Below are 24,407 nucleotides of genomic sequence, written 5' to 3' on the forward strand. Positions count from 1 at the left end.
ACGAGTCCAATGAAGAATCCGGGCTTGTCTACTGTCAAGTCTGACAGTAGACAGTTCTGCAATGAAACCTTTCAATCAAGCCTCGGCCAGTCGTCGCTACCGTCATGAGGCTTATGCCTTTATCTTTTTATCCGGAGTAGTCGGCCTAACCCACTAACGGAGAAATTAAATGAATAAGGGTATTGATGGGGCAGGGTCGCTTGATAGAACTTTCGGGATTCAAGGTTGCGTTGCGATCAAAATTCCTGGGGCCAATCACGTGGCCATTCATAGCATTCAGTGCGTGGGTGCCGGACCTGATCGCAAGATCTACATCGCAGGTGAATACAACACCGACAAAACATCTTATTTTTTGGGTCGCCTGCATACGGACGGCTCCCTGGACAATACGTTTGGCGAGGCTGGGAACGGCCTGATCACTGACAATTTCCAAGGTCACGATTCGATAGTCACATCACTGGCCGTGCTGAAAGACGGGAAAATCGTGGTATATGGCGAAGCCGATGTCCAAGCGATCACGGGTATGCCTGCTCTCGCTAGATATGACACTAATGGGATATTGGATATAAGTTTCGGTGAAGGTGGCAAACAGATCTACGAGATTCCCCTTCATCCGCCGGCTAATAAGCGCCAACCCGAAAAATCGCAGTCAAGTGATAACAGTAATTCCAAGCCCTTCGGTATCGAAATCCTCCCCGATGGCAAACTACTTCTATCCAAACACTATACCTTTAGCACTGGACCAGCGGTGGGCCTGATTATCCGGGCTAATGAAGATGGATCGCTCGATCACACCTTCAACCAAATTGGATACATCACGGTAGTCCATCACGAATATGTGCTGGCAAGAACGCAGCTGATGAACATCTTGGTGCAGCCGGATGGCAAGTACCTGGGATGCGGCGCGGTATACGATGACGACAGACCTCATCGCGCGATGTTTGTGCGCTTCAACAAAGACGGCAGTCTAGACAATACGTTCGGAGATAAGGGTTATGTCCTCCGGGCTCCACGCGACGAGTACGGGCTACGCATTCACCAAATGGCTCTGCAATCTGATAACCGAATTATGGGCATTGGCTACACACCAACACTTCTCAATACGACGGGCGTGCTAATGAGCATCAACTCCGATGGCACGCCTGATACTGACTTCAACGAAGGATTGCCCCAGTACACCTCGATTGAAGAATCACTAACCGCATGGGCGGGCGGAGTCATTCAAGGCGACGGAAAGGTAGTAGTAGCAGGTAGCGCCGCTTCCGCCGAAACGGAACTTGATATTGTCGTGGCGCGGTTCACCGGCAAAGGGTTCGATCCCACTTTTAATAACTTGGGCTGGACACGTACTCACATCGGGCAAGGTCCTGAAGAGGCTAGCGGTATAGCCGTTCAGGACGACAACAAAATAGTAGTCGCAGCGACTACCTCAAGATCTGAAGCATTAATGCTGCGTTACTTTTCTTAGAACTCCGCTTGCGTATGCCCCGCCATGCGAATGGCGGGGCTTTTTGGTGATCGTTCCCACGCTCTGCGTGGGAATGCCTCTGCGGACGCTCCGCGTTCGGCTGTTGAAGGGACGCGGAGCGTCCCGGGCTGCATTCCCACGCAGAGCGTGGGAATGATCGGTGTCAGTGCCGCTTGATAAATGCCGACAACGCCGCCATCGCCTCAGGCGACCGCAACCTTTGGGTGAACAACGCGCCCTCTTCTTCGATCACTTTGCGCAGCTGTTCCCGGTCCGGCGCTTTCATCAATTGCTTGCTGATGCGCACCGCTTCCGGTGGCAACGACTCAAAGCGCAACGCCATCTCCCGCGCCTTTTCCAACGCCTCTACGCCACTGTCCAACGCCTCGGTCGCAATCCCCCACTCTGCCGCCTGTTCACCGCTGAAGCCTTCGCCGAGCAGCAGCAACTCCGCCGCTTTGGCATGCCCGAGCAGTCGCGGCAGGATCAGGCTGGAACCAAACTCAGGGCATAACCCGAGATTCACGAACGGCATACGAAGGCGAGCATCACGACTGACGTACACCAGATCGCAATGCAGCAACATCGTCGTGCCAATCCCCACTGCCGCGCCCGCCACTGCCGCGATCACCGGTTTGCGGCACTCCAGCAAGTTGAGCATGAAGTGAAACACCGGGCTGTCGAGGTTGCTCGGCGGTTGCTGGATGAAGTCGGCGATGTCGTTGCCGGCGGTGAAGCACTCGGCGCTACCGGTGATGAGCACGGCGTTGATTTCGGGATCGGTGTCGGCCTGTTTCAGCGCTTCGGCGAGGTGGCTGTACATGGCGCGGGTCAGGGCGTTTTTCTTGTCGGGGCGGTTCAGGCGCAGGGTCAGCAGGCCGCGTTCGCGTTCAAGCTGGATGGCATCGGTCATGGCGAGTCCTGTTCTGAGAGGATCAACTGTGGCGAGCGAGCTTGCTCGCGCTTGAGTGCGCAGCGCTCACAAAATTTTGGGGCCGCTGCGCAGCCCAACGTCGGAACGCCGCCCGGAGCAAGCTCGCTCGCCACAAAGTCAGCGCTCAACCACGGGGAACAAAGACATCCGCCAGCAGTTGGTTGCGCGGCAATCCGGCCAGGTACAAACGCCGGGCGAAGGCGTCGACACTGTCGGGGGCTCCGCAGACTAAGGCCAGTGTTTGCCGGGAAACAAGCCGCAGTTGCGCCAACGCCTGCGGCAACTCGGCCGGGGTCCAGCATTCGAGACTGAGGTTTTCACGCACATCGCACATGGCTTGCAGGGGTTTGGCCAGGTAATGCTCACTGGCGTCATGGGCGAGGTGAATGACGCGGATGGCGCCTTGGTGATCCTGACGCAACGCTTCGCGCAGCACACCAAACAAAGGCCCCAACCCCGTGCCGGCGGCCATCAGCCAGAGTGGCCGGGTGTTCCAGTCGGGGTCGTAATGCAGCGCCCCGCCGCGCAGTTCGCCGAGGCGGATCGGGTCGCCAATTTTCAACTGACGGGCCGCGTCGCTGAATTCCCCCGGCTGGCGGCAATCGAGGTGGAATTCCAGAAAACGGTCTTCTTCCGGCAGGCTGGCCAAGGAGTAAGGCCGTGCCACGTTGCCCGCCCACAACACCAGATGCTGTCCGGCGCTGTAGCGCAGCGGTCGCTCAGGTGTCAGGCGCAAACGCAGCACGCTGGTGCTCAACCAATCGACCGCAGCGACCTGCGCCGGGCGGCCGTCCACTTGCGGATCGAAGGTATGCACCTGCAAGTCCTCGACCACCTGACACTGGCACGCCAAACGCCAGCCTTGCTGACGCTGATCGGCGCTCAAGGCATCGGGACGGCTGTCGCAGGGCAAACCTTGAACGCATTGCACCAGGCACGCATGGCAACTGCCGGCACGGCAACTGTAGGGCACGGCCACGCCGTTCTGATTCAGGGCATCGAGCAGGTTGCTGCCCGGCGCCACCGACCAGTGGCGCTCGCCGACGCGCAACTCAGGCATCGACGTTCTCCCACGCCGCCGCGCATCGGTTGCGACCGTCACGTTTGGCGCGGTAAAGCGCCTGATCGGCGCGTTGCAAGGCGTCGTCGAGATCATCGCCCAGCTCCAGCAAGGTCATGCCGGCGGACAAGCTGAGATGGGCGACGTTGAGTCCAATCAGTTCGACATCGGTAAAGGCAATACGCAGCCGCTCGCAACAGGATGTCAGGCGTTCGGCGTTGCAGTCGGGCAACAGCACCACGAACTCTTCGCCGCCATAACGAGCCAACACATCGCCATCGCGCAGGCAGGCCATGGCCACGGCGGCGAAGGCTTGCAGCACCTGATCGCCGGCCGCGTGGCCATGCACATCGTTGATGCGTTTGAAGTGGTCGAGGTCGATCAGCGCCAGGCCATGCACCACACCCGCTTCCATCGCGGTCAGCTCGCGGGAGGCCAGGCGCAGGAAATGCCGGCGGTTGAACAGCCCGGTGAGTTCGTCGGTGGCGACCAGATCTTCGAGCTGGCGCATCATCCCGCGCAGGGTGTCCTGATGCGCCTGCAAGGCAAACCGGCGTTGGCGCATGCGCTGGCGCGAAGCCTGGACGTAACGGGCATACAGCTCCAGCCAGACCAGCACGATGAACAGCACGCACACCTGCAACGCGGCGAGCGCCGGGTCGGGTAACTGGAAGTGGTAACCCTCCCACAGCGTGATCGCGCTGAAACTGAAAAACACCAACAGTGCGCAGCGCACAAACGCACGACGCGAAAGATGGAACAGCCCAAACAGCATGATCAGCAGGTAGAACACCAGGAACGCACCGCGTGCCTCATCCAGATTGGCAATCAGCCACGTCTGCCAACCCAGACCCATCAGGACCTGCGCTTCGGTCAGGCTCGGGTCGGAAAATCGTAAGTTGCAGCCGCTGTAAAACAACGCGAACAACGTCGCCTGCGTGATCACCACCAGCGCACTGCCGATGACCACGCTGGCCAGCGGTTCATCATAATGCCCGGTGAAAAACGCCAGCCACAGCAACACCAACGCCAGGGCGTAGGTGCCGGCTGCGAGGGCGAAGCGTTTGAGTAAAAGCCGTTGGATGGCGTTATGGGTCAATCGTTGACTCACCGTGCGAAAGGAGGCTGATCGAGTGTCCTACTCTACAGACCGAATGCCACTTTAGTGGGGTGTCTGATAAATGACCATTCAATTTTCGGGGCAGAAAACTGGCGTCAAAAGCATGTCCTGAACTGGTGACAATCCTGTGGCGAGGGAGCTTGCTCCCGCTGGGCTGCGAAGCGGCCCCCTGCAGTCATTCAGTGAGTACTTGCTGTCAGGTTTTACGACTGCTGCGCAGCCGAGCGGGAGCAAGCTCCCTCGCCACAAAGGCAGTTTTCCAGATATCCATGTGCGCGTGCGATATGCGACCAACGATTGATTGCCGGCGGGTGTGCCCGCCACCGAGGCGCGTTATACTGCCGCGCCTTTTTAGCGTCGCGCCAGCAGCCCCGGCGTGCCTTGAAAGGTGCTTGCAACCGACCGATGCATCCAAGCTGCAAGCACCTTATTGAATGTTCCCGTCTTTTAGAGGAGCGCGACTCATGACCGTGATCAAGCAAGACGACCTGATTCAGAGCGTTGCCGACGCCCTGCAGTTCATTTCCTATTACCACCCCGTTGACTTCATCCAGGCGATGCACGAAGCCTACCTGCGCGAAGAATCGCCAGCGGCCCGTGACTCCATGGCGCAAATCCTGATCAACTCGCGCATGTGTGCCACCGGCCACCGCCCGATCTGCCAGGACACCGGCATCGTCACCGTCTTCGTCCGCGTGGGTATGGACGTACGTTGGGATGGCGCCACCATGGGCCTGGACGACATGATCAACGAAGGCGTGCGCCGGGCTTACAACCTGCCGGAAAACGTCCTGCGTGCCTCGATCCTCGCCGACCCGGCGGGCGCTCGTAAAAACACCAAGGACAACACCCCGGCCGTTATCCACTACTCCATCGTTCCGGGTAACACCGTGGAAGTGGACGTGGCAGCCAAGGGCGGCGGTTCCGAGAACAAGTCGAAAATGGCCATGCTCAACCCGTCCGACTCGATCGTCGACTGGGTATTGAAAACCGTTCCGACCATGGGCGCCGGCTGGTGCCCACCGGGCATGCTCGGCATCGGCATCGGCGGCACCGCCGAGAAAGCCGCCGTGATGGCCAAGGAAGTGTTGATGGAATCCATCGACATTCACGAGCTGAAAAAGCGCGGCCCGTCCAACCGTATCGAAGAGATGCGCCTGGAGCTGTTCGAGAAGGTCAACCAACTGGGCATCGGTGCTCAGGGCCTGGGCGGTCTGACCACCGTGCTCGACGTGAAGATCATGGATTACCCGACCCACGCCGCTTCGTTGCCGGTGTGCATGATCCCGAACTGCGCCGCCACCCGTCACGCCCATTTCGTGCTCGACGGCTCCGGCCCGGCTTCGCTGGAAGCGCCACCGCTGGACGCCTACCCGGAAATCGTCTGGGAAGCCGGCCCGTCGGCTCGTCGCGTCAACCTCGACACCCTGACCCCGGAAGACGTGCAGAGCTGGAAGCCGGGCGAAACCGTCCTGCTCAACGGCAAAATGCTCACCGGTCGCGACGCCGCGCACAAGCGCATGGTCGAGATGCTGAACAAGGGTGAAACCCTGCCGGTGGATCTCAAGGGTCGCTTCATCTACTACGTCGGCCCGGTTGATCCGGTGCGCGAAGAAGTAGTGGGCCCTGCCGGCCCGACCACCGCGACGCGGATGGACAAGTTCACCCGTCAGATCCTCGAGCAAACCGGCCTGCTGGGCATGATCGGCAAATCCGAGCGCGGCCCTACCGCGATCGAAGCGATCAAGGACCACAAAGCCGTTTACCTGATGGCAGTCGGCGGCGCGGCTTACCTGGTGGCACAAGCCATCAAGAAATCCCGCGTGGTGGCGTTCGCCGAACTGGGGATGGAAGCGATCTACGAGTTCGACGTTAAAGACATGCCTGTGACGGTTGCAGTCGACAGCAAGGGTGAGTCGGTACACATCACCGGTCCTGCCATCTGGCAGCAAAAGATCAGTGAAAGCCTGGCGGTCGAAGTGCAGTAAGCGCTTCAACTTCCAAATACGGCCGGCACGTCTGAATGGACGACCGGCCGTTTTTTTGTCTGGAAGAATACCAATGGCATTAAAAACCTTCCGCTTACAGCCATTTGATCTAGATAAACCCTACCAACCTGTCAGATCTGACAGGTTACGCACGACACCCATCTTGTTAGCGTCTGATCCATCAAGCGACACCGTTGCCAAGGGCGAACGCCAGGCCAAAACAGGATCAGCCCCATGGAAGACCAAGCGTCCCTGAGTATTATTGAACCCTCGATAGCCAAGAGTGCGTCGATCGCCAGCATCGGTAACAGCATGGGCAAGGTCGGCTGGACGGGGGAGGCTTCAACCGGGCTGCCGATACCGGTTTCAGCCGGACGCGGCTTTGATCCCGTCCTCTCATTGAGGTACAGCAGTCAGTCGGGCAACGGACCGTTTGGCATCGGTTGGCAGTTGAACCTCGGCGCCATCACCCGCCAGACCAGCAAAGGTGTACCGCGTTATACCGATGATGATGTTTTCATTGGCCCCACGGGTGAGGAGCTGATGGCTGAGCGGGACGCCAACGGTGAGATCAGGAAAATTGAAGTCTCTGAATACCGTGGTTTGGCGATAGGTCTGCACAGTGTGGTGCGATATTGGCCACGGGTCGAAAGCACTTTTGATTTGATTGAATACTGGTGTTCCGTTGCCAACTCCATCGGTTTCTGGCTGGTGCACGGTGCCGATGGCAGCCTGCACCTGTTCGGCAAAATCGAGAGCGCGCGCAAGGCTGACCCACTGAATCCGGAACGGATTGTTGCCTGGTTGTTGCAGGAGAGCATGAATGCTCTGGGCGAGCATATCGGCTACGAATACCTGAAAGACGAGGATCCTGACCAAGAGCCTGCGTCGCATGACTACCGGGCCCAACGCTATTTGCATCGCGTGCTGTATGGCAACGTTGCGGCGTACGATCAATTGTACGGTTGGAGCACGCCGCAAACGCCGACGCCTGCTTGGCATTTCCACCTGGTGTTCGACTACGGCGAACGCACGCGGGACCTGACAGAAAAACCTGTTTATGACGGCCCGACGCTCAAGCCCTGGTTGATCCGCAACGACCCCTTTTCGTCCTATCGACAGGGCTTTGAAGTAGGCACTCGCCGCCTCTGCCAGCAAGTGCTGATGTTCCATAACTTCCAGGTTTTGGGTCCCCAGCCGGTGCTGGTCCGCCGCTTGCTGCTGGAGTACGCGGCCAACACAGCCCCGTGGTCTTATAGCCAGATCGTAGCGGCGCATTATCAGGCGTATGACGCCAGCGGCACCGTGGAAAACATGCCACCGGTGGAGTTCCACTCTTCAGCTTTTGAACTCAATTTAGAGCCGAGTGCCTTCTTCCCGTTCGAGAACATGCCGGGTATCGAAGACGGCCAGTTCTATCAATGCGTCGACCTGTTCGGTGAAGGCCTGCCGGGCTTTCTGTGTCGCTATGACCAATGCTGGTACTACCGCGAGCCCTTGCGTGCCCCGACCGGCCCCGACGACATCCACTACGGACCGTGGACAGCGCTGACGAAGATCCCGGTGGCCGACCGCAATAAACCCGCGCATCAAGCCCTCATGGATATGACCGGCGACGGTCGTCTGGACTGGATTATCGCCCAACCCGGCATGTCTGGTTTTTATACGCTGAACCCGGATCGCACCTGGTCAGGCTTCATACCGTTTTCGGCCTTCCCTATCGAGTTTTTCAACACCCTTTCACAGATGGGCGATTTGACGGGCGACGGTCTCAGCTCGCTGGCGCTGATCGGTCCCAACTCCGTGCGCCTTTACGGCAATCAGCGTGCAGACGGCTTTGCCAAGGGCGAGGATGTCCCTCATGAGCCGGCAGATGACCGGTTGCCATTGTTCAGCAACTCACGCAGCGAACTGGTGGTTTTGAGCGATCTGTCGGGCAGCGACATGCCCTGTCTGTGCCGCATTCGTCACGACGAGATCAAATGCTGGCCAAACCTGGGGCACGGAAAGTTCGGCACGGGTTTTACCATCAGAGGACCACGTTTCGAGTACGCAACATTCGACGCAGCGCGGGTGAGAATCGCGGATCTGAACGGGACCGGTGCCCCTGCGATCGTCTACCTGAATTCCGATGGCTTTGATATTTACCTCAACCACGGTGGCAATGGCTTTGAACTGGAGCCCATTTCTGTCCCCTGGCCCGAAGGCGTGCGTTACGACAATCTGTGTCAGGTCACCTTCGCCGACCTGCAAGGGCTAGGCTGTGCCAGCCTGATCCTCACCGTGCCGCACATGAAGCCTCAACACTGGCGTTATGATTTTGTCCGCGCCAAGCCGTACTTGATGGTCGCCAGCAATAACAACATGGGCTGCAGCACGGAGGTGGTGCACAGGAGTTCTGCGCAGTGTTGGCTGGACGAAAAGCAGGAAATTCTCAAGCTCAAGCGCCTGCCCGTCTGCTACCTGCCTTTCGCCATGCAAGTCGTCAGTCAACAAACCCAGCGGGATGAAATCACCGGCAATTGCCTGAATCAGTTTTTCAGTTATTTCGAGGCCTGGTACGACCATCGGGATCGGGAATGGCGTGGCTTCGGGCGGCTGGACCAAACCGACAGTGAAACCGGCTCGGGCGAAGACGAAAGCTTCACCGCCCCGGCATTGGTCCGTACCAGGTTTCATACCGGCAGGCACATCGACATGCCTCGCGACGGTTATTTCGATCTTGATGATGAGGCACATCCGCTGGGCAACACGCTGTTTTGCCGGTATCACCCGAGCGGCGAATACGAGGAACTCATTACGCCTGCCGATGAAGCCACCGCTCACGGAGTCGCCCGCACGCTCGCTGGCTCAGTGCTCAGAATAGAGACCTATGCCGCGAACGACCAACCCCCGGCCATTCCCTTCCTGGTTGTCGAGAACCGCTACATCGTCCGTGAAGTGCGTGAGCGTGGCGAACACTATCGCCACGCGGTGTTGATGGCGTCGCTGCTGGAAGAAATCAGCTACCACTATGAGTGTTTTGTCGAAGACCCGCTGTGCCGTCATGTCATCAACTTGAGCCGGGATGTCTTTGGGCTGACGAATCACACCATCACGGTCAGTTATGCCCGGCGCCGGACCGAGACAGACGAGCCACCGTTTACCGATGTCGATGAAAGGAAATGGTGGATTGATGCCCATGATCGGGCTCAGCAGTTCTACTATTTGAAAGAAACCCTCGCCGCGTTTATTCACTTGGTCGATCTGCAAGGCTGGAGGCTCGGCCTGCCGTATCGGCAACGCGGTAATGCGCTGATATTGCCCAAGAAGCCGGCCGCTGGAGGTCTTGAACCCAAAGGGATTTCCTATGAACAGTTTCTCGACCTGTTCGCATCAGCCGAATGGGTGGCGCAGCGGGAATTGACATCGCAATCGGTACAACACTATGTCACTACGGCCAACGAAACGTTGCCGGAAGGCACTGCCAGATTTGAAGGCTTGGCTGGGACGACGGAAATCGCCCAACTGAACAAGGCCGCGCTGGACGTCTACGGCGACGTGGATCCGCCGATCAATATCCGGGAAGAACTGACGAAGATTGGTTATCTGTGCATGAAGCTGTTTCTTGGTACGGACGAAGAAGCCGACGAAGAAGAGGATAAACAGCAAAATCTCTGGTCCGTCCTATACACGTTTGCCAAGTATGCAGACCTCAATCACTTCCACAGGGTGGTGGAATACAACGAAACGCTTAGCCACGGCATTACCAAGGCGCAATACGACGACTACAACCTGATGATAATCAGCGTCGAGCGGCCGGATGGCTGCACCACGCGCGTTGTGTTCGACTACTGCTCCGGGCAACCGATACAGATCACCGATGCCAACGATAACGTTGAACAAGCCCTTCACGGTCCGTCCGGTCCGCACACCGTCACCTTTCATGGGACAGAATCCGGCGCTCCCGTCGGCTTCAAGCCCATCGAAGAATACGAGCGCCCCGTCAGCGATAAACCGGACACAGCCATCGAATTCCCCAAGGACGCGCTTCAGGACGCCGCCAGTACCTTTCGCAAGGACCTGTTCAGCTGGATGGGCCAACTCCCCGAATCCGTCAGGCAAGCACACGATTGGCTGAACGAATGGACCGCTAAAGGTTACGTGTTGCCAAGCCTGCACATCCGCGCCAGTGCCCGACTGCGTCTGGGCAGGCTCAAGTCCCGGACGCCAGCCGAGCAGGCGTTGTGGGAAATGCTGCTCAGCGTCGAGCGCATTCCGGTGCACAGCGTCGTTCTTAGCGCGGACCGGTACCCCGGGGATGATATAGCTGCGCAAATCCAGATCATCCTGTCGTTTTTCGACGGTTTCGGACGGCCATTGCAAACCCAGCAACAGGTTGAGCAGGGAGATGCCTACGTCGTGGAAGACGGCAAACTGGTGATCGAAAACGGCAAGCCAAGGGTGGCGCACGCCAACCTGCGCTGGCGCATCAGCGAACGCGTGGAATACAACAACAAGGGATTACCTGTACGCACCTACCGTCCCTATTTCGTCAACCGTTACGGCTACGTCAATGACGATTGCTTCAAGGAATTCGGCATTCACGATAAAAGTTTCTACGATGTGCTGGGGCGTCTGATCAAGATCATCAACGCCAAAGACTACTTCGCACTCACATTTATCCACCCCTGGTACAAGACCAGTCTGGACTTCAATGACACCGATGAGGGTGCGCTGCCTTCGCAAGCAAACAAGGCCGGCACGCCATGACGACCTCTGTCCATTGGAACACGCCATCGGTGACGTCCATTGACCCGCGCGGCCTGCCCGTGCGCCAGATGGATTACTTGCGCAGGGTCGTCGGTGGCGACACGCAAACCCTCACCACCCGCAATGCCTACAACGACATCGGGCAGTTGGTTGAGCAACGGGACTCGCGACTGGCCGATGCGCCAAGGCCCAATCTGGCCACGGTCTATCGCCTTTCCGGGCAACCGGTCATGGTCGACAGCGTCGACGTCGGCAAGAAGACATTTCTCCCGGGGCTGGCCGGTGAAATCCTCCGGCGCTGGGACGGACAAGGCAACTATTGGCGCACCGTTTACGACAATCAGTTGCGCTTGCTCACCCTGGAAGAGAACGATCAGGGCGTCGTCGACACCTCGACCTACGCCACCGCGCTGGGTGACCCGAACCACAACACTCGCGGCCAGCTGATCAAGCAGGTCGATCCCTCAGGCACAGTTGACTTCCACAGCTTCGGCCTGCGCAGCCAACCATTGCACGACCGCCGAACGATCACCGATGTCGGCACCTTCCCCGGCAGCCGGACCTACAGCCCGCTCGGCACGCTGCTGACCCAGACCGATGCCGCTGAGCATCAGCAACGAATGTTTTACGACCGCGCCGGGCAGTTGCAAAAGGTTCAGTTGCGGCTCGCTTCCACCGAAGCCTGGCAGCCGGTTCTTGAAGACGCCCGCTACAACGCCGCCGGCCAGATCATCGAGCAGCGCGCCGGCAACAAGGTGGTCAGCAGCTGGATTTACGATGACGCCAATGGCTTTCTCACCGCGTTGAAGGCCGGTGTGCCCGGGCAGGAACCGCTCCAGCATTTCAATTACCTGTATGACCGGGTCGGTAACGTTGTGCGCATCGATGATCTGACGTTTAAACCGGCGTACTTCAAAAATCAGCTCATCGATGGCCACCGCGCATTCACCTACAACTCGATCTATCAGTTGACCGGTGCCACCGGCCATGACGCCGCCCCAAGCGTTGATCTGCCCGGGCTCCCTTCGCCGAGTGATCCCAACAATCACCTCAACTACACACAGAAATACGAGTACGACACCGGCGGCAACCTGATCAAGTTGGTCCACGAACGTGCGGTGGGCGGTTACACACACGAGATGTTCATCGACCCGACCAGCAACCGTGGGGTGCGCTGGAAAGAAGGTGACGATCCGGATTTCGACAGCTTGTTCACCCGCAATGGCGGCCTCAAGGCCTCGGCCCCGGGACGCCCCCTGTACTGGAACAGCCGCGATCAACTGACCAGTGCGACACTGGTTGAACGTGACAATGGCCCCAACGATGAAGAAGTCTTTAGCTACAGTCAGGGCGTACGGGTGTTCAAACGCCATGAATGGCAAGCTGCAACCCTCACCCATTTTCATCAAGTGATCTACTTGCCGGGGTTGGAAATCCGCACCCGCGACAACGGCGAAACGCTGCACGTGATCACTTTGCCGGGGGGCCGGGGCAGCGTGCGTTGCCTGCATTGGGTCGACAAAAAGCCCGAGGGTATCGAACAGGATCAGCTGCGCTACAGCCTCGATGACGAACTGGGTTCTTGCCTCATGGAGCTTGACCAGAACGCCCGACTGATCAGCCACGAGAGTTATTACCCGTTCGGCGCCACCGCCTGGCTGATCGCGGTTTTCTTGCTGGAGGTCAGCTACAAAACCATCCGTTATTCGGGCAAGGAAATGGATGAATGCGGGCTTTATTACTACGGCGCTCGTTACTACGCGCCGTGGTTGCAGCGTTGGGTGAGCGCCGATCCCGCGGGAAGTATCGATGGGTTGAATCTGTATGCGTTTGTTGGGAACAATCCACTGAACTACTTCGACGACATTGGCGAAAAGAAAACACCCAGCCAGTTGAAGTCGGAAATCATCAGCGGTTTCAAGTTCCTTTCCTCCGTGCACCACGAAATGAACACGCTGAATCAGCAATTGAGCGACCTGTCTCGCCCCGCCGCATTTCGTTTGAACATCCTTAAAAACGTTGTCTATCAGGCGGGCAGCATTGCTGTCGGATGGTACTCCTCAGCCTATGTCGCAGGCAAAGCTGGTGAAGCCTTTCCCGACTTCAGCGTTGCCTCCCCTCATCTGTCAGGTGCCGTGTCCGGCATGCTGTTAGGCAACAGGGTCGCCGATAAAAGCACCGGGATTTATGCAAAGGTGATGAGTAAAGCGAAACTTAATACCCCTATTGTGCCGGACCCTTCCGCCTTCAGCGCCGACACGCTTAGAGAAAGAGCAGGACTCTCAAACTCTGAAAGTCCCAGCAGGTTACGCGCCTACTCAGGTGATGAATTGTTGGAAAACTCGATTGCTCTGGTCTCGAAAACTGCCGGGGCTTACATCCCGGGGGTCGGAGAGGCCTTTGCCCTGGCCAAAGTCGCTGAAGACGCAAACAGGGCAGAAGAAGGCTTGTTCAATTTCGAATTGAACGAGATCGAGTCAACACTTGAGCAACTAAGCCTGGCAGTCAACGACACCGCGGGTTTGATAAACAGGAACTTTGCCGAACTGGAAATCAATGAGTTTTACGACGAAAGCCACCACGGCATGGATTATCTGGTTGACCTCGGTTTGGGACGCGTAGGCACCAGCAAAGCGAATACCGTCAATAAAAAAACGGCTCAACCTTTCACAGAGCGAGCGTTGGATAGCATTGCCAATACAACAGCAGGACTGAATCGATACCGTAAGCACACTGCCCAGATGACATCCAATTGAGCGAGCGAGGTGACTTGATGAATGCTCCTGGGTCACCGCGATGACCGAATCCGTATATTTACGCACCCCTGATGTCACCGCCAATGACAGCAGAGGCCTGCCGATTCGTCAGGTGGCCTATCTGCGCAAGAAAACCGGTGATGCCGTCGAGTCACTCATCTCCCGGCAGGTCCATAACTCCGCCGGGCAGTTGATCGAGGAATGGGATCCGCGGCTGCCCATCCCTAATTTGAGCAACGTCTATCGTCTCTCTGGCGAAGCGATCAGCATCCACAGCGTAGACGCCGGCAAGCGCCTGATCTTGCCTTGTCCGGCTGGCGTAGAGAATCGACGTTGGGACTCACGCGGCAATCATTGGCGCACCCGGTACGATGGCCAGTTGCGCGTCGTTGCCGTCGATGAAAACGATCAGCAGAATGTCGAAACCTTCAGCTATGCCGATTCGACGGGCGACCCCACGCTCAACCAGCGTGGCCAGATGCTCGCGCTGGTCGATCGCTCGGGCCGGCTCGACTTGAGCAGCTTCAGCCTGAAGGGTCAGCCAATGCGCGAAAGCCGAACGATTGTCGATGCCGATGTGCACTCGACCTGCCGGACCTTCAGCCCTTTGAACGTCGTACTGACCCAGACCGATGCCGGCGGGCACCAGCAACAGCTGCGTTACGACATTGCCGGACAACTCAAACAAGTATTTTTTCGACTCAAGGGCGGCGAGCAGCAGTGTGTTCTGGCGGATGCGCAGTACGACGCCGCGGGCAAAATTGTGCAACAAACCGCCGGCAACGGTGTGGTCAGCGAATGGAGCTATGACCCGGCCGACGGTCGCCTCTGCACCCTGAAGGCCGGTAAACCCGACGAACCCTTACGGCAAAACCTGCATTACTTCTATGACCGGATGGGTAACATCCTGCGCATCGAAGATCACGCCCTGGCCACAGTGCACTTCGCCAACCAGCGCATCGATGGGCACCGTAACTTCGGCTATGACTCGTTGTACCGACTGACCAGCGCCAGCGGCTTCGAGGGTGAAATTCCCCATGATCGGCCAGGCTTGCCTGATGTGATCACTCCACTCGATCCGGGCCCGCGCTTCAACTACACCGAAAGGTACATCTACGACACGAGCAACAACCTGAAAGAGCTGCACCATGTGCGCGACAACCACTGCTTTACCCGCCGGATGATTATCGATCCCGCCAGCAACCGCGGGGTGCGTCAGGAGGAAGACCAGCCGGAGCCGGACTTTGAAACACTGTTCGACCCGGGCGGCAATCAATTGTATTTACAGCGTCATCAGCCGCTGCACTGGAATGCCCGCGATCAACTGGAGAAGGTGACGTTAGTCATCCATGACAATGAGCTGTCAGATGACGTCGAAACGTACCACTACAGTCAAGGCGAACGGATCCGTAAACACCATGTGACGCATACCCCCTCGGTCACCCACAGTCATACCGTTCTGTACCTGCCAGACCTGGAAATCCGCACCCGCAGCAATGGCGAACAATTGCACGTGATCACCCTGCCCCTCGCCTACGGCAGCGTGCGTTGCCTGCACTGGGTCACCCACGAGCATCCCGACCAGTTGCGCTACAGCCTTGATGATCACCTCGGTTCCTGCGTTTTGGAACTGGACCACCTCGGCGGCTTGATCAGCCACGAAGTGTATTACCCCTTCGGCGGTACCGCCTGGTGGGCCGCGCGCTCGGCGCTGGAAGCCAGTTTCAAAACCATTCGCTATTCAGGCAAGGAAATGGACGTCACCGGGCTTTATTATTTCGGGCTGCGCTATTACGCGCCCTGGCTATGGCGTTGGGTTAGCCCGGACCCTGAAGGGAATGTGGATGGGCCGAATCTGTACGTGATGGTCAGTAACAATCCGCTGCTGTACACCGACAAGTCGGGTGCGAGGAAGGGCGTGTTTGAACTGGCCAGGGGCTTCGTTGGCGTCCTCGACAAAGCCAAAAATGCCGCCGACCAGATCCACAACCTCGCGACGGAATTCGATGGCCTCGTTCCTGAAGGCGCCGATATTGCCGAAGTTCGAGAGAGCATGACGCTGGGCAAATTCCTCAAGTCCAAATATGGACTCAAATCGATTTTCGCCGGTATCGCTGCGGGCTCTACCGTGGCTTCAGTGTTGGGCACAGTGGTGCCGGGCGTCGGCACTGCGATTGGTGCTGCTGTCGGTATGGTTGTCGGTGCCATAGCGATGCCGTTACTGCGGTATTACTTTTTCAAGAAAAGTTTAAAACTTGCAGAAACGCTGCATACCCAGGAAATCAGAGATGGCTTGAGTACCGCCGCCGACACCACGAAGAAAGTGGTCGACGGTGCCCATGACCTTGTCAGTGGTGCCGGCGATGTACTCGAAAAAATAAAAAATGGCATGGCAGCCATCAATAGCTACCCAGAGCGAATGCAGAACGTGTTTTACAAACAACTGGAAGAACTCGCCTCACCCAGTCAACGTGAAGTGATGGCGCTGATCAACACCGGTATCGAACCTTTTGAAGCGATCACCAAAGTGCTGGAATTGGCGAAAGCCGCTGCGGAGCTCCCAAGCGAAGCAGAGGGCGTGACCCAAAGGCTTACCGAGTTGGCCCAGAACGTTGAGGTGACTGCGATAGAGAGACCCGTGCCTAAACCCAGAAAGCTCATACAGAAGTTGCAAAGAACAGTGTCTGAGTCAGTCGCATGAACCGACGCACTTGCGAAGCTTGCCTATGAGCCAGAACTTGCACTATCGCACCCCCTCGGTCATTGCCCATGAGCCGCGGGGTCTGCCGGCTCGCCATATTGCTTATCTGCGCAAGGGGCCCAGTGCCGTTCTTGAACCTCTCATCACTCGGCATTGCCATAACGATAACGGGCAGCGGGTGGAGCAACGGGACCCGCGACTGGCCGATGCTCCCAAGCCCAACCTGACCACGGTCTACGGCCTTACCGAGCAACCGGTCATGGTCGACAGCGTCGATGCCGGCAAGAAGACAATCCTCCTTGGGCTGGCCGGTGAAATCGTCCGAACCTGGGACGGACAGGGCAACCGTTGGTACACCGTTTACGACAATCAGTTGCGCTTGCTCACCCTTGAAGAGAACGTTCAAGGCATCGTCGAAACCTTCAGCTATGCCGATGCCACAGCCAATCCAGCGTTCAACCTTCGCGGCCAGTTGATCAAACGGGTCGATTCCTCAGGCACAGTTGATTTCGACAGCTTCAGCCTGCGCAGCCAACCATTGCACGACCGCCGAACGATCACCGATGTCGGCACCTTCCCCGGCAGCCGGACCTACAGCCCGCTCGGCACGCTGCTGACCCAGACCGATGCCGCTGAGCATCAGCAACGAATGTTTTACGACCGCGCCGGGCAGTTGCAAAAGGTTCAGTTGCGGCTCGCTTCCACCGAAGCCTGGCAGCCGGTTCTTGAAGACGCCCGCTACAACGCCGCCGGCCAGATCATCGAGCAGCGCGCCGGCAACAAGGTGGTCAGCAGCTGGATTTACGATGACGCCAATGGCTTTCTCACTGCGTTGAAGGCCGGTGTGCCCGGGCAGGAACCGCTCCAGCATTTCAATTACCTGTATGACCGGGTCGGTAACGTTGTGCGCATCGATGATCTGACGTTTAAACCGGCGTACTTCAAAAATCAGCTCATCGATGGCCACCGCGCATTCACCTACAACTCGATCTATCAGTTGACCGGTGCCACCGGCCATGACGCCGCCCCAAGCGTTGATCTGCCTGGCCGCCCTTCGCCAAGTGATCCCAACAACCACCTCAACTACACACAGAAATACGAGTACGACACCGGCGGCAACCTGATCAAGTTGGTCCACGAACGTGCGGTGGGCGGTTACACACACGAGATGTTCATCGACCCGACCAGCAACCGTGGGGTGCGCTGGAAAGAAGGTGACGATCCGGATTTCGACAGCTTGTTCACCCGCAATGGCGGCCTCAAGGCCTCGGCCCCGGGACGCCCCCTGTACTGGAACAGCCGCGATCAACTGACCAGTGCGACACTGGTTGAACGTGACAATGGCCCCAACGATGAAGAAGTCTTTAGCTACAGTCAGGGCGTACGGGTGTTCAAACGCCATGAATGGCAAGCTGCAACCCTCACCCATTTTCATCAAGTGATCTACTTGCCGGGGTTGGAAATCCGCACCCGCGACAACGGCGAAACGCTGCACGTGATCACTTTGCCGGGGGGCCGTGGCAGCGTGCGTTGCCTGCATTGGGTCGACAAAAAGCCCGAGGGTATCGAACAGGATCAGCTGCGCTACAGCCTCGATGACGAACTGGGTTCTTGCCTCATGGAGCTTGACCAGAACGCCCGACTGATCAGCCACGAGAGTTATTACCCTTTCGGTGGCAGCGCCTGGCTGACGGCGGCTTCCTTACTGGAGGTCGGCTACAAAACCATCCGGTATTCGGGCAAGGAAATGGATGAATGCGGGCTTTATTACTACGGCGCGCGTTACTACGCGCCGTGGTTGCAGCGTTGGGTGAGCGCCGATCCCGCGGGAAGTATCGATGGGTTGAATCTGTATGCGTTTGTGGGAAACAACCCGCTGCGCTATGTGGACAACGGTGGCATGCAAAAGGAGGAGGCTGCAGAACAGCAGGTCATCGACACTTCAAACACGCTATCAACCGTCAACAGCGAAATGAAGAAACTCAATTATCAACTCTACAATCTCACTCGGACCCGCGACATCTACAAAACGGCGGGCAAAAAGCTGCTGTATAGCGTGGCATCGTTTGTCGCCACTTTTCATGCGGGGGCAGCTGGCGCGACAGTGGGTTCAGGCGTCGGCAGCCTGACGGGCCCGGCGGCCCCCGTCGCGGTGCCGGTAGCAGCGGCTGTCGGAGGTATTTTTGCCGCTGAAGCGGCGGCCAAAGTCATGGACAGAATCGGCGAGGAAACGGGACTGGGCTATGCCATCACACCGGATCCGACAGGTTTTTCGGTCAGTAACATTAAAAGCAAATCCCGCGCCGAGCCTTTCAGCGTGAAAGCTGTGGCGCAAAGCTTCAACCCGGAGAATTCGGCAGGCCTGACAAAAGCGGCCATTGAAACGACTGTCCGAGTCATCGGTAAACACCTAAAAGTGCCTTACCTCAAACAAACCCTGGCCCTCGCGCGTCAGGCGACCCAACTGACCGAAGCACTCAACGATTCCCTTGGCCAAGGCGATCTCGACAAGATAACGGCCAATCTCAATGCGCTGGACACCTATCTCAATGACGTAGAGGCGCAAGTCAACGAAGCCTTTGAAACGCTGGCGGGCGCTGCCGCAAGCGATGACAGGCTGATCGGCGCCCTGAACATGCCGATGAATTCGGGCCCCGTTGATAAGTCGAAGATTGAGCATGAGTTCAAAGTCGCACGAAGCGGGATCAAGCAAGCCAGGAACCTGGTCGGAAGAGTCTCGCAGTACCTCATCGAAAAAAGAGCCGCCTGACCGTCTGCACCCTGGCGCCGCCCCTGATTTCTCGGGGCGACACCATGTTATGGTGCGCGCCCCTATTGCTGATTGTTTCAGACACCATGCTTGCTCGTTCGCGCACGTTACGCCTGACGCTGTACACCTTGCTGATCCTCGCGGGAACCGCACTGGCGGCCGGCTTCGCTATGCGTCACGCCGAACGCCAGGCCCTGGTCGAGGACGCCGCCCGCGCCAATCAGCAACTGGCGTTGTACGCCAATTCCCTGCACACCCTGATTGATCGCTATCGCGCCCTCCCCGCCGTGCTGGCGCTGGACCCAGAGCTGCGCGGCGCGCTGAACGGTGAAGTGAGCCCCGAACAGCAGCTTGCGCTAAACCGCAAACTGGAAAAAATCAACGGCGCTGCGCAGTCCTCAACCTTGGAACTGCTCGACCGCACGGGCTTGGCCGTGGCCGCCAGCAATTGGCGTTTGCCCAGCAGCTACGTCGGTCACAACTACGGTTTTCGCCCTTACTTCAGCCAGACTCGCACCCAGGGCACCGGGCGCTTCTATGCGGTGGGCGTCACCAGCGGCATTCCGGGGTATTTCCTGTCCAGCGCGGTGACCAGCGACAGCGGCGAGTTCCTCGGCGCGATGGTGGTCAAGCTCGAGTTTCCGGAACTGGAGCGCGAATGGCGTCAAGGCAGCGACACGCTGCTGGTCAGCGATGCACGCGGGATTATCTTCATCGCCAACCAGCCGGGCTGGCGCTATCGCCTGTTGAAACCCTTGAGTGACAGCGATCATGCCGAGCTCAAGGTCACCCGCCAATACGACAAACAACCGCTGTCACCGCTGGACTATCAATCACTGCAGCGCTTCGACGACAACAGTGATCTGGCGCGCGTCGTCGGTCCTGACGGCACGGCGAATTACCTGTGGGAATCCCTGCCGCTGACCACGGAAAGCTGGACCTTGCACCTTCTTCGGCGCCCGCAAGTCGCCTTCGAGGACAGCCGCAACGCCGCGCTCGCCGCTGCCGGATTGTGGCTGGCGCTGGTGTTTCTGTTGCTGTTCCTCAACCAGCGCTGGCGTCTGGCGAAGATGCGCCAGCGCAGCCGTGAAGAACTCGAACAATTAGTAGAAGAGCGCACCCGCGACCTGCGCACTGCTCAGGACGGTCTGGTGCAATCGGCCAAACTCGCGGCCCTCGGCCAGATGTCCGCCGCCCTCGCCCATGAAATCAATCAGCCGCTGACCGCCCAGCGCATGCAGCTTGCGACGCTGAGGCTGCTGCTCGATCACGGTCGGGTCGACGACGCTTACAAGGCGTTGAAACCGGTGGACGACATGCTGACGCGCATGGCCGCCCTCACCGGCCACCTGAAAACCTTTGCGCGCAAAAGCCCCAGCGGTTTGCGCGAACGTCTTGATCTGGCGGCTGTGGTCGACCAATCGCTGCAATTGCTCGACGCGCGCCTGCGAGATGAACAGGTCAGCACCGTGCTGCACCTGACGCGTCCGGCGTGGGTGCGCGGCGACGCGATTCGGCTGGAACAGGTGTTGATCAATCTACTGCGCAATGCGCTGGATGCGATGCAGGACAAACCCTGCAAACGCCTGGAAATCCGCCTCGAAGCCGACGAGCAACTCTGGCGCCTGACGGTCACCGACAACGGTGGCGGCATCGCCGAAGAGCATCTGCCGAACGTCTTCGATCCGTTCTTCACCACCAAACCGGTGGGTGATGGTCTGGGCCTTGGCTTGGCCGTATCCTTTGCCATCGTTCACGAATCGGGCGGTCGCTTGAGCGCCGACAATCACGACAACGGCGCGGTGTTCACCGTGACCTTGCCCATCGACCTGGAGGCCCCCGGCCCATGCTGAATTCAGTGATGGTGGTCGACGACGAAAGCAGCATTCGCAGCGCCGTTGAACAATGGTTGAGCCTGTCGGGTTTCGAGGTGCAGCTGTTCAGCCGCGCCGATGAGTGCCTGGCGCAATTGCCCAGCCACTTCCCGGGCGTGATCCTCAGCGACGTGCGCATGCCCGGCATGACCGGGCTTGAGCTGCTGGCCGAAGTTCAGCGGCGTGATCCCGATTTGCCGGTGATTCTACTGACCGGCCACGGCGATGTGCCGATGGCGGTCGAAGCGATGCGCGACGGCGCGTATGACTTCCTGGAAAAACCCTTCAGCCCGGAAGCCCTGCTGAGCAGTTTGCGCAGGGCCTTGGACAAGCGCCGGCTGGTGCTGGAAAACCGCGCGCTGCATGAGCTGGCGGACAATCGCGCCAAACTCGACGCGACGCTGCTGGGCGTGTCCCGTGGCTTGCAGACGTTGCGTCGGCAGGTGCTGGATCTGGCGGCGCTGCCGGTCAACGTGTTGATCCGTGGTGAAACCGGCAGCGGCAAGGAGTTGGTCGCCCGCTGCCTGCACGACTTCGGGCCGCGCGCCGACAAGCCGTTTGTGGCGTTGAACTGCGCGGCAATTCCCGAGCAGCTGTTCGAGGCTGAGTTGTTTGGCCACGAGAGCGGCGCGTTCACCGGCGCTTCGGGCAAGCGTATCGGCAAGCTTGAATACGCCGATGGCGGCACGCTGTTTCTCGATGAAATCGAAAGCATGCCGCTGGCCCAGCAAGTGAAATTGCTGCGGGTGTTGCAGGAGCAGAAGCTGGAGCGATTGGGCTCCAACCAGAGCATTCGCGTGGATCTGCGGATCATTGCCGCGACCAAGCCGGACCTGCTGGATGAGGCACGGGCCGGGCGTTTTCGTGAAGACCTGGCGTATCGGTTGAACGTGGCTGAATTGCGCCTGCCACCCTTGCGTGAACGGCGTGAAGACATTCCGTTGTTGTTCGAGTCGTTTGCACAAAATGCCGCCGAGCGCTTGGGGCGCACTTTTCCACCGTTGAGCGGCCCGCAGTTGAGCCATCTGCTGAGCCACGACTGGCCGGGCAATGTGCGCGAACTGGCGAACGTCGCCGAGCGGCAGGTTCTGGGGCTGGGTGAGCCGGAACCGGTGGGCATCGATCCAGGGCAGTCGCTGGCGGCGCAGGCTGAAGCGTTTGAAGCGCATTGCCTGCGCTCGGCGTTGACCCGGCATAAGGGCGATGTGAAAGCGGTGCTTGAAGAGTTGCAACTGCCGCGCCGGACCTTCAATGAAAAGATGCAGCGGCATGGCCTGACCCGCGAGATGTTTCTACAAGACAGCTGATTTTTGCAGTGCTTCTTCTGGCCTCATCGCGAGCAGGCTCACTCCCACATTTGAACTGTGTACACATGACCCTGTGGGAGCGAGCCTGCTCGCGATGAGGCCGGCACAGACAAATCGTCTCACGACCTGTAAGCGATTTTCCGCTCACACGCATTCCAGCATAAGCGGATTTCCGCTCACTGAGTCCCCCGCAACCCCTCTAAACCAGCCCTCTTTGATATGGCACACCTCCTGCTATAGCCCAGGCAGGCTGCGTTTCCACGCGCTCCACAAAAACAATTAAACGAAGGATCCTTCAATGGATAACTCCAACGCCCTGCCCCTTGGGTCGGCTGCCGTGCCCGCCAAAGAAAGAACCACCGCCAGTCGCATCAAGTCGATCTTCAGCGGCTCTGTCGGCAACATGGTCGAGTGGTACGACTGGTACGTCTACGCTGCCTTCTCCCTGTATTTCGCCAAGGCCTTTTTCCCCAAAGGCGACACCACCGCACAACTGCTGAACACCGCCGCGATCTTCGCCGTGGGCTTCCTGATGCGCCCGATCGGTGGCTGGCTGATGGGCCTGTACGCCGACAAGGCCGGTCGCAAGAAAGCACTGATGGCTTCGGTGTACCTGATGTGTTTCGGCTCGCTGCTGATTGCCCTGAGCCCCGGTTATGAAACCATTGGCATTGGCGCACCGATCCTGCTGATTTTCGCCCGCCTGCTGCAAGGCCTGTCGGTCGGTGGCGAGTACGGCACTTCGGCGACATACCTCAGTGAAATGGCGACCAAGGAACGTCGCGGCTTCTACTCCAGCTTCCAGTACGTGACCCTGATTTCGGGTCAGCTCATCGCGTTGGCGGTGTTGATCGTACTGCAACAAGTGCTGACCACCGAAGAGCTGTACGCCTGGGGCTGGCGCATCCCGTTCGCCATCGGCGCGCTGTGTGCCGTGGTCGCGCTGTACCTGCGTCGTGGCATGGAAGAAACCGAGTCGTTCACCAAGAAAGAGAAGGCCAAGGAAAGCGCGATGCGCACCTTGATGCGCCACCCCAAGGAACTGATGACCGTGGTCGGCCTGACCATGGGCGGCACCCTGGCGTTCTACACCTACACCACGTACATGCAGAAATACCTGGTGAACACCGTCGGCATGAGCATCTCCGACTCCACCACCATTTCCGCTGCCACGCTGTTCCTGTTCATGTGCCTGCAACCGATCATCGGCGGGCTGTCGGATAAAGTCGGTCGTCGTCCGATCCTGATTGCCTTCGGTGTTCTGGGGACGCTGTTCACCGTGCCGATCCTGACCACCCTGCACACGATTCAGAGCTGGTGGGGCGCGTTCTTCCTGATCATGGCGGCACTGATCATCGTCAGCGGCTACACCTCGATCAACGCGGTGGTGAAAGCCGAACTGTTCCCGACCGAGATTCGTGCGCTGGGCGTCGGCCTGCCGTACGCGCTGACCGTGTCGATCTTCGGCGGCACCGCTGAATACATCGCGCTGTGGTTCAAGAGCATCGGTATGGAAACCGGTTACTACTGGTATGTGACGGCGTGTATTGCCGTGTCGTTGCTGGTGTACATCACCATGAAAGACACCCGCAAGCATTCGCGGATCGAGACGGACTGAGTCCGCCCGCGCAATAAAAACAGGGGCAGACCTTAACGGGTCTGCCCCTTTTTCATTGA

The 24,407-nt window shown here is 58.5% G+C and carries 12 protein-coding genes; 9 read left to right on the plus strand and 3 right to left on the minus strand.

Annotated features, from left to right (window positions below; genetic code table 11):
- The first annotated feature begins 169 nt into the window (after window positions 1-169).
- Window positions 170-1,468, plus strand: a complete 1,299-nt coding sequence (locus ACYZTY_RS21785; protein WP_461955423.1) for a hypothetical protein — start codon at window positions 170-172, stop codon at window positions 1,466-1,468.
- A gap of 163 nt (window positions 1,469-1,631) precedes the next feature.
- Here the strand turns inward: ACYZTY_RS21785 and ACYZTY_RS21790 are convergent, their stop codons facing one another.
- From ACYZTY_RS21790 to ACYZTY_RS21800, 3 genes are all read right to left on the minus strand, one after another.
- Entirely contained in the window at window positions 1,632-2,381 is a 750-nt protein-coding gene (locus tag ACYZTY_RS21790) for an enoyl-CoA hydratase-related protein (RefSeq protein WP_461955424.1), read from the minus strand.
- A 145-nt stretch (window positions 2,382-2,526) separates the two neighbouring features.
- Entirely contained in the window at window positions 2,527-3,462 is a 936-nt protein-coding gene (locus ACYZTY_RS21795; RefSeq protein ID WP_461955425.1) for an iron-sulfur-binding ferredoxin reductase, read from the minus strand.
- The gene (locus ACYZTY_RS21800; RefSeq protein WP_461955426.1) at window positions 3,455-4,561 is read right to left on the minus strand and encodes a GGDEF domain-containing protein; all 1,107 of its coding nucleotides are present in this window, start codon (window positions 4,559-4,561) and stop codon (window positions 3,455-3,457) included. Before ACYZTY_RS21800 ends, ACYZTY_RS21795 begins: the two co-directional genes overlap by 8 nt.
- Before the next feature lie 485 nt (window positions 4,562-5,046).
- Here ACYZTY_RS21800 and ACYZTY_RS21805 point away from each other — a divergent pair, with 485 nt between their 5' ends.
- The 8 genes from ACYZTY_RS21805 to ACYZTY_RS21840 all read left to right on the plus strand — a co-directional run bounded on the left by ACYZTY_RS21805 (window position 5,047) and on the right by ACYZTY_RS21840 (window position 24,348).
- Entirely contained in the window at window positions 5,047-6,570 is a 1,524-nt protein-coding gene (locus ACYZTY_RS21805; RefSeq protein WP_131062231.1) for a fumarate hydratase, read from the plus strand.
- A gap of 234 nt (window positions 6,571-6,804) precedes the next feature.
- Complete coding sequence (locus ACYZTY_RS21810; RefSeq protein WP_461955427.1) at window positions 6,805-11,322, plus strand: SpvB/TcaC N-terminal domain-containing protein; 4,518 nt, start codon at window positions 6,805-6,807, stop codon at window positions 11,320-11,322.
- Window positions 11,319-14,078, plus strand: coding sequence for an RHS repeat-associated core domain-containing protein (locus ACYZTY_RS21815; RefSeq protein ID WP_461955428.1), 2,760 nt, complete (start codon window positions 11,319-11,321; stop codon window positions 14,076-14,078). Before ACYZTY_RS21810 ends, ACYZTY_RS21815 begins: the two co-directional genes overlap by 4 nt.
- A gap of 40 nt (window positions 14,079-14,118) precedes the next feature.
- Window positions 14,119-16,779, plus strand: coding sequence for an RHS repeat-associated core domain-containing protein (locus tag ACYZTY_RS21820; RefSeq protein WP_461955429.1), 2,661 nt, complete (start codon window positions 14,119-14,121; stop codon window positions 16,777-16,779).
- Between the two features lie 25 nt (window positions 16,780-16,804).
- Window positions 16,805-19,549 (plus strand): RHS repeat-associated core domain-containing protein, encoded by a 2,745-nt coding sequence (locus tag ACYZTY_RS21825; RefSeq protein ID WP_461955430.1) that lies wholly within the window; start codon window positions 16,805-16,807, stop codon window positions 19,547-19,549.
- An 86-nt stretch (window positions 19,550-19,635) separates the two neighbouring features.
- Window positions 19,636-21,402, plus strand: coding sequence for a sensor histidine kinase (locus ACYZTY_RS21830; RefSeq protein WP_461955431.1), 1,767 nt, complete (start codon window positions 19,636-19,638; stop codon window positions 21,400-21,402).
- A complete protein-coding gene (locus tag ACYZTY_RS21835; protein ID WP_461955432.1) occupies window positions 21,396-22,730 on the plus strand; it encodes a sigma-54-dependent transcriptional regulator in 1,335 nt (444 codons plus the stop codon). Before ACYZTY_RS21830 ends, ACYZTY_RS21835 begins: the two co-directional genes overlap by 7 nt.
- 298 nt (window positions 22,731-23,028) lie before the next feature.
- Window positions 23,029-24,348 (plus strand): MFS transporter, encoded by a 1,320-nt coding sequence (locus tag ACYZTY_RS21840; protein ID WP_461955433.1) that lies wholly within the window; start codon window positions 23,029-23,031, stop codon window positions 24,346-24,348.
- Window positions 24,349-24,407 lie beyond the last annotated feature (59 nt).

The sequence above is a fragment of the Pseudomonas sp. LB1P83 genome (assembly GCF_054897885.1).

Coding starts and splice junctions, on each gene's coding strand:
- ACYZTY_RS21790 (WP_461955424.1), bottom strand. CDS start 2,381: ATGACCGATGCCATCCAGCTTGAACGCGAACGCGGCCTGCTGACCCTG.
- ACYZTY_RS21840 (WP_461955433.1), top strand. CDS start 23,029: ATGGATAACTCCAACGCCCTGCCCCTTGGGTCGGCTGCCGTGCCCGCC.
- ACYZTY_RS21825 (WP_461955430.1), top strand. CDS start 16,805: ATGAGCCAGAACTTGCACTATCGCACCCCCTCGGTCATTGCCCATGAG.
- ACYZTY_RS21795 (WP_461955425.1), bottom strand. CDS start 3,462: ATGCCTGAGTTGCGCGTCGGCGAGCGCCACTGGTCGGTGGCGCCGGGC.
- ACYZTY_RS21835 (WP_461955432.1), top strand. CDS start 21,396: ATGCTGAATTCAGTGATGGTGGTCGACGACGAAAGCAGCATTCGCAGC.
- ACYZTY_RS21810 (WP_461955427.1), top strand. CDS start 6,805: ATGGAAGACCAAGCGTCCCTGAGTATTATTGAACCCTCGATAGCCAAG.
- ACYZTY_RS21805 (WP_131062231.1), top strand. CDS start 5,047: ATGACCGTGATCAAGCAAGACGACCTGATTCAGAGCGTTGCCGACGCC.
- ACYZTY_RS21785 (WP_461955423.1), top strand. CDS start 170: ATGAATAAGGGTATTGATGGGGCAGGGTCGCTTGATAGAACTTTCGGG.
- ACYZTY_RS21815 (WP_461955428.1), top strand. CDS start 11,319: ATGACGACCTCTGTCCATTGGAACACGCCATCGGTGACGTCCATTGAC.
- ACYZTY_RS21830 (WP_461955431.1), top strand. CDS start 19,636: ATGCTTGCTCGTTCGCGCACGTTACGCCTGACGCTGTACACCTTGCTG.
- ACYZTY_RS21820 (WP_461955429.1), top strand. CDS start 14,119: ATGACCGAATCCGTATATTTACGCACCCCTGATGTCACCGCCAATGAC.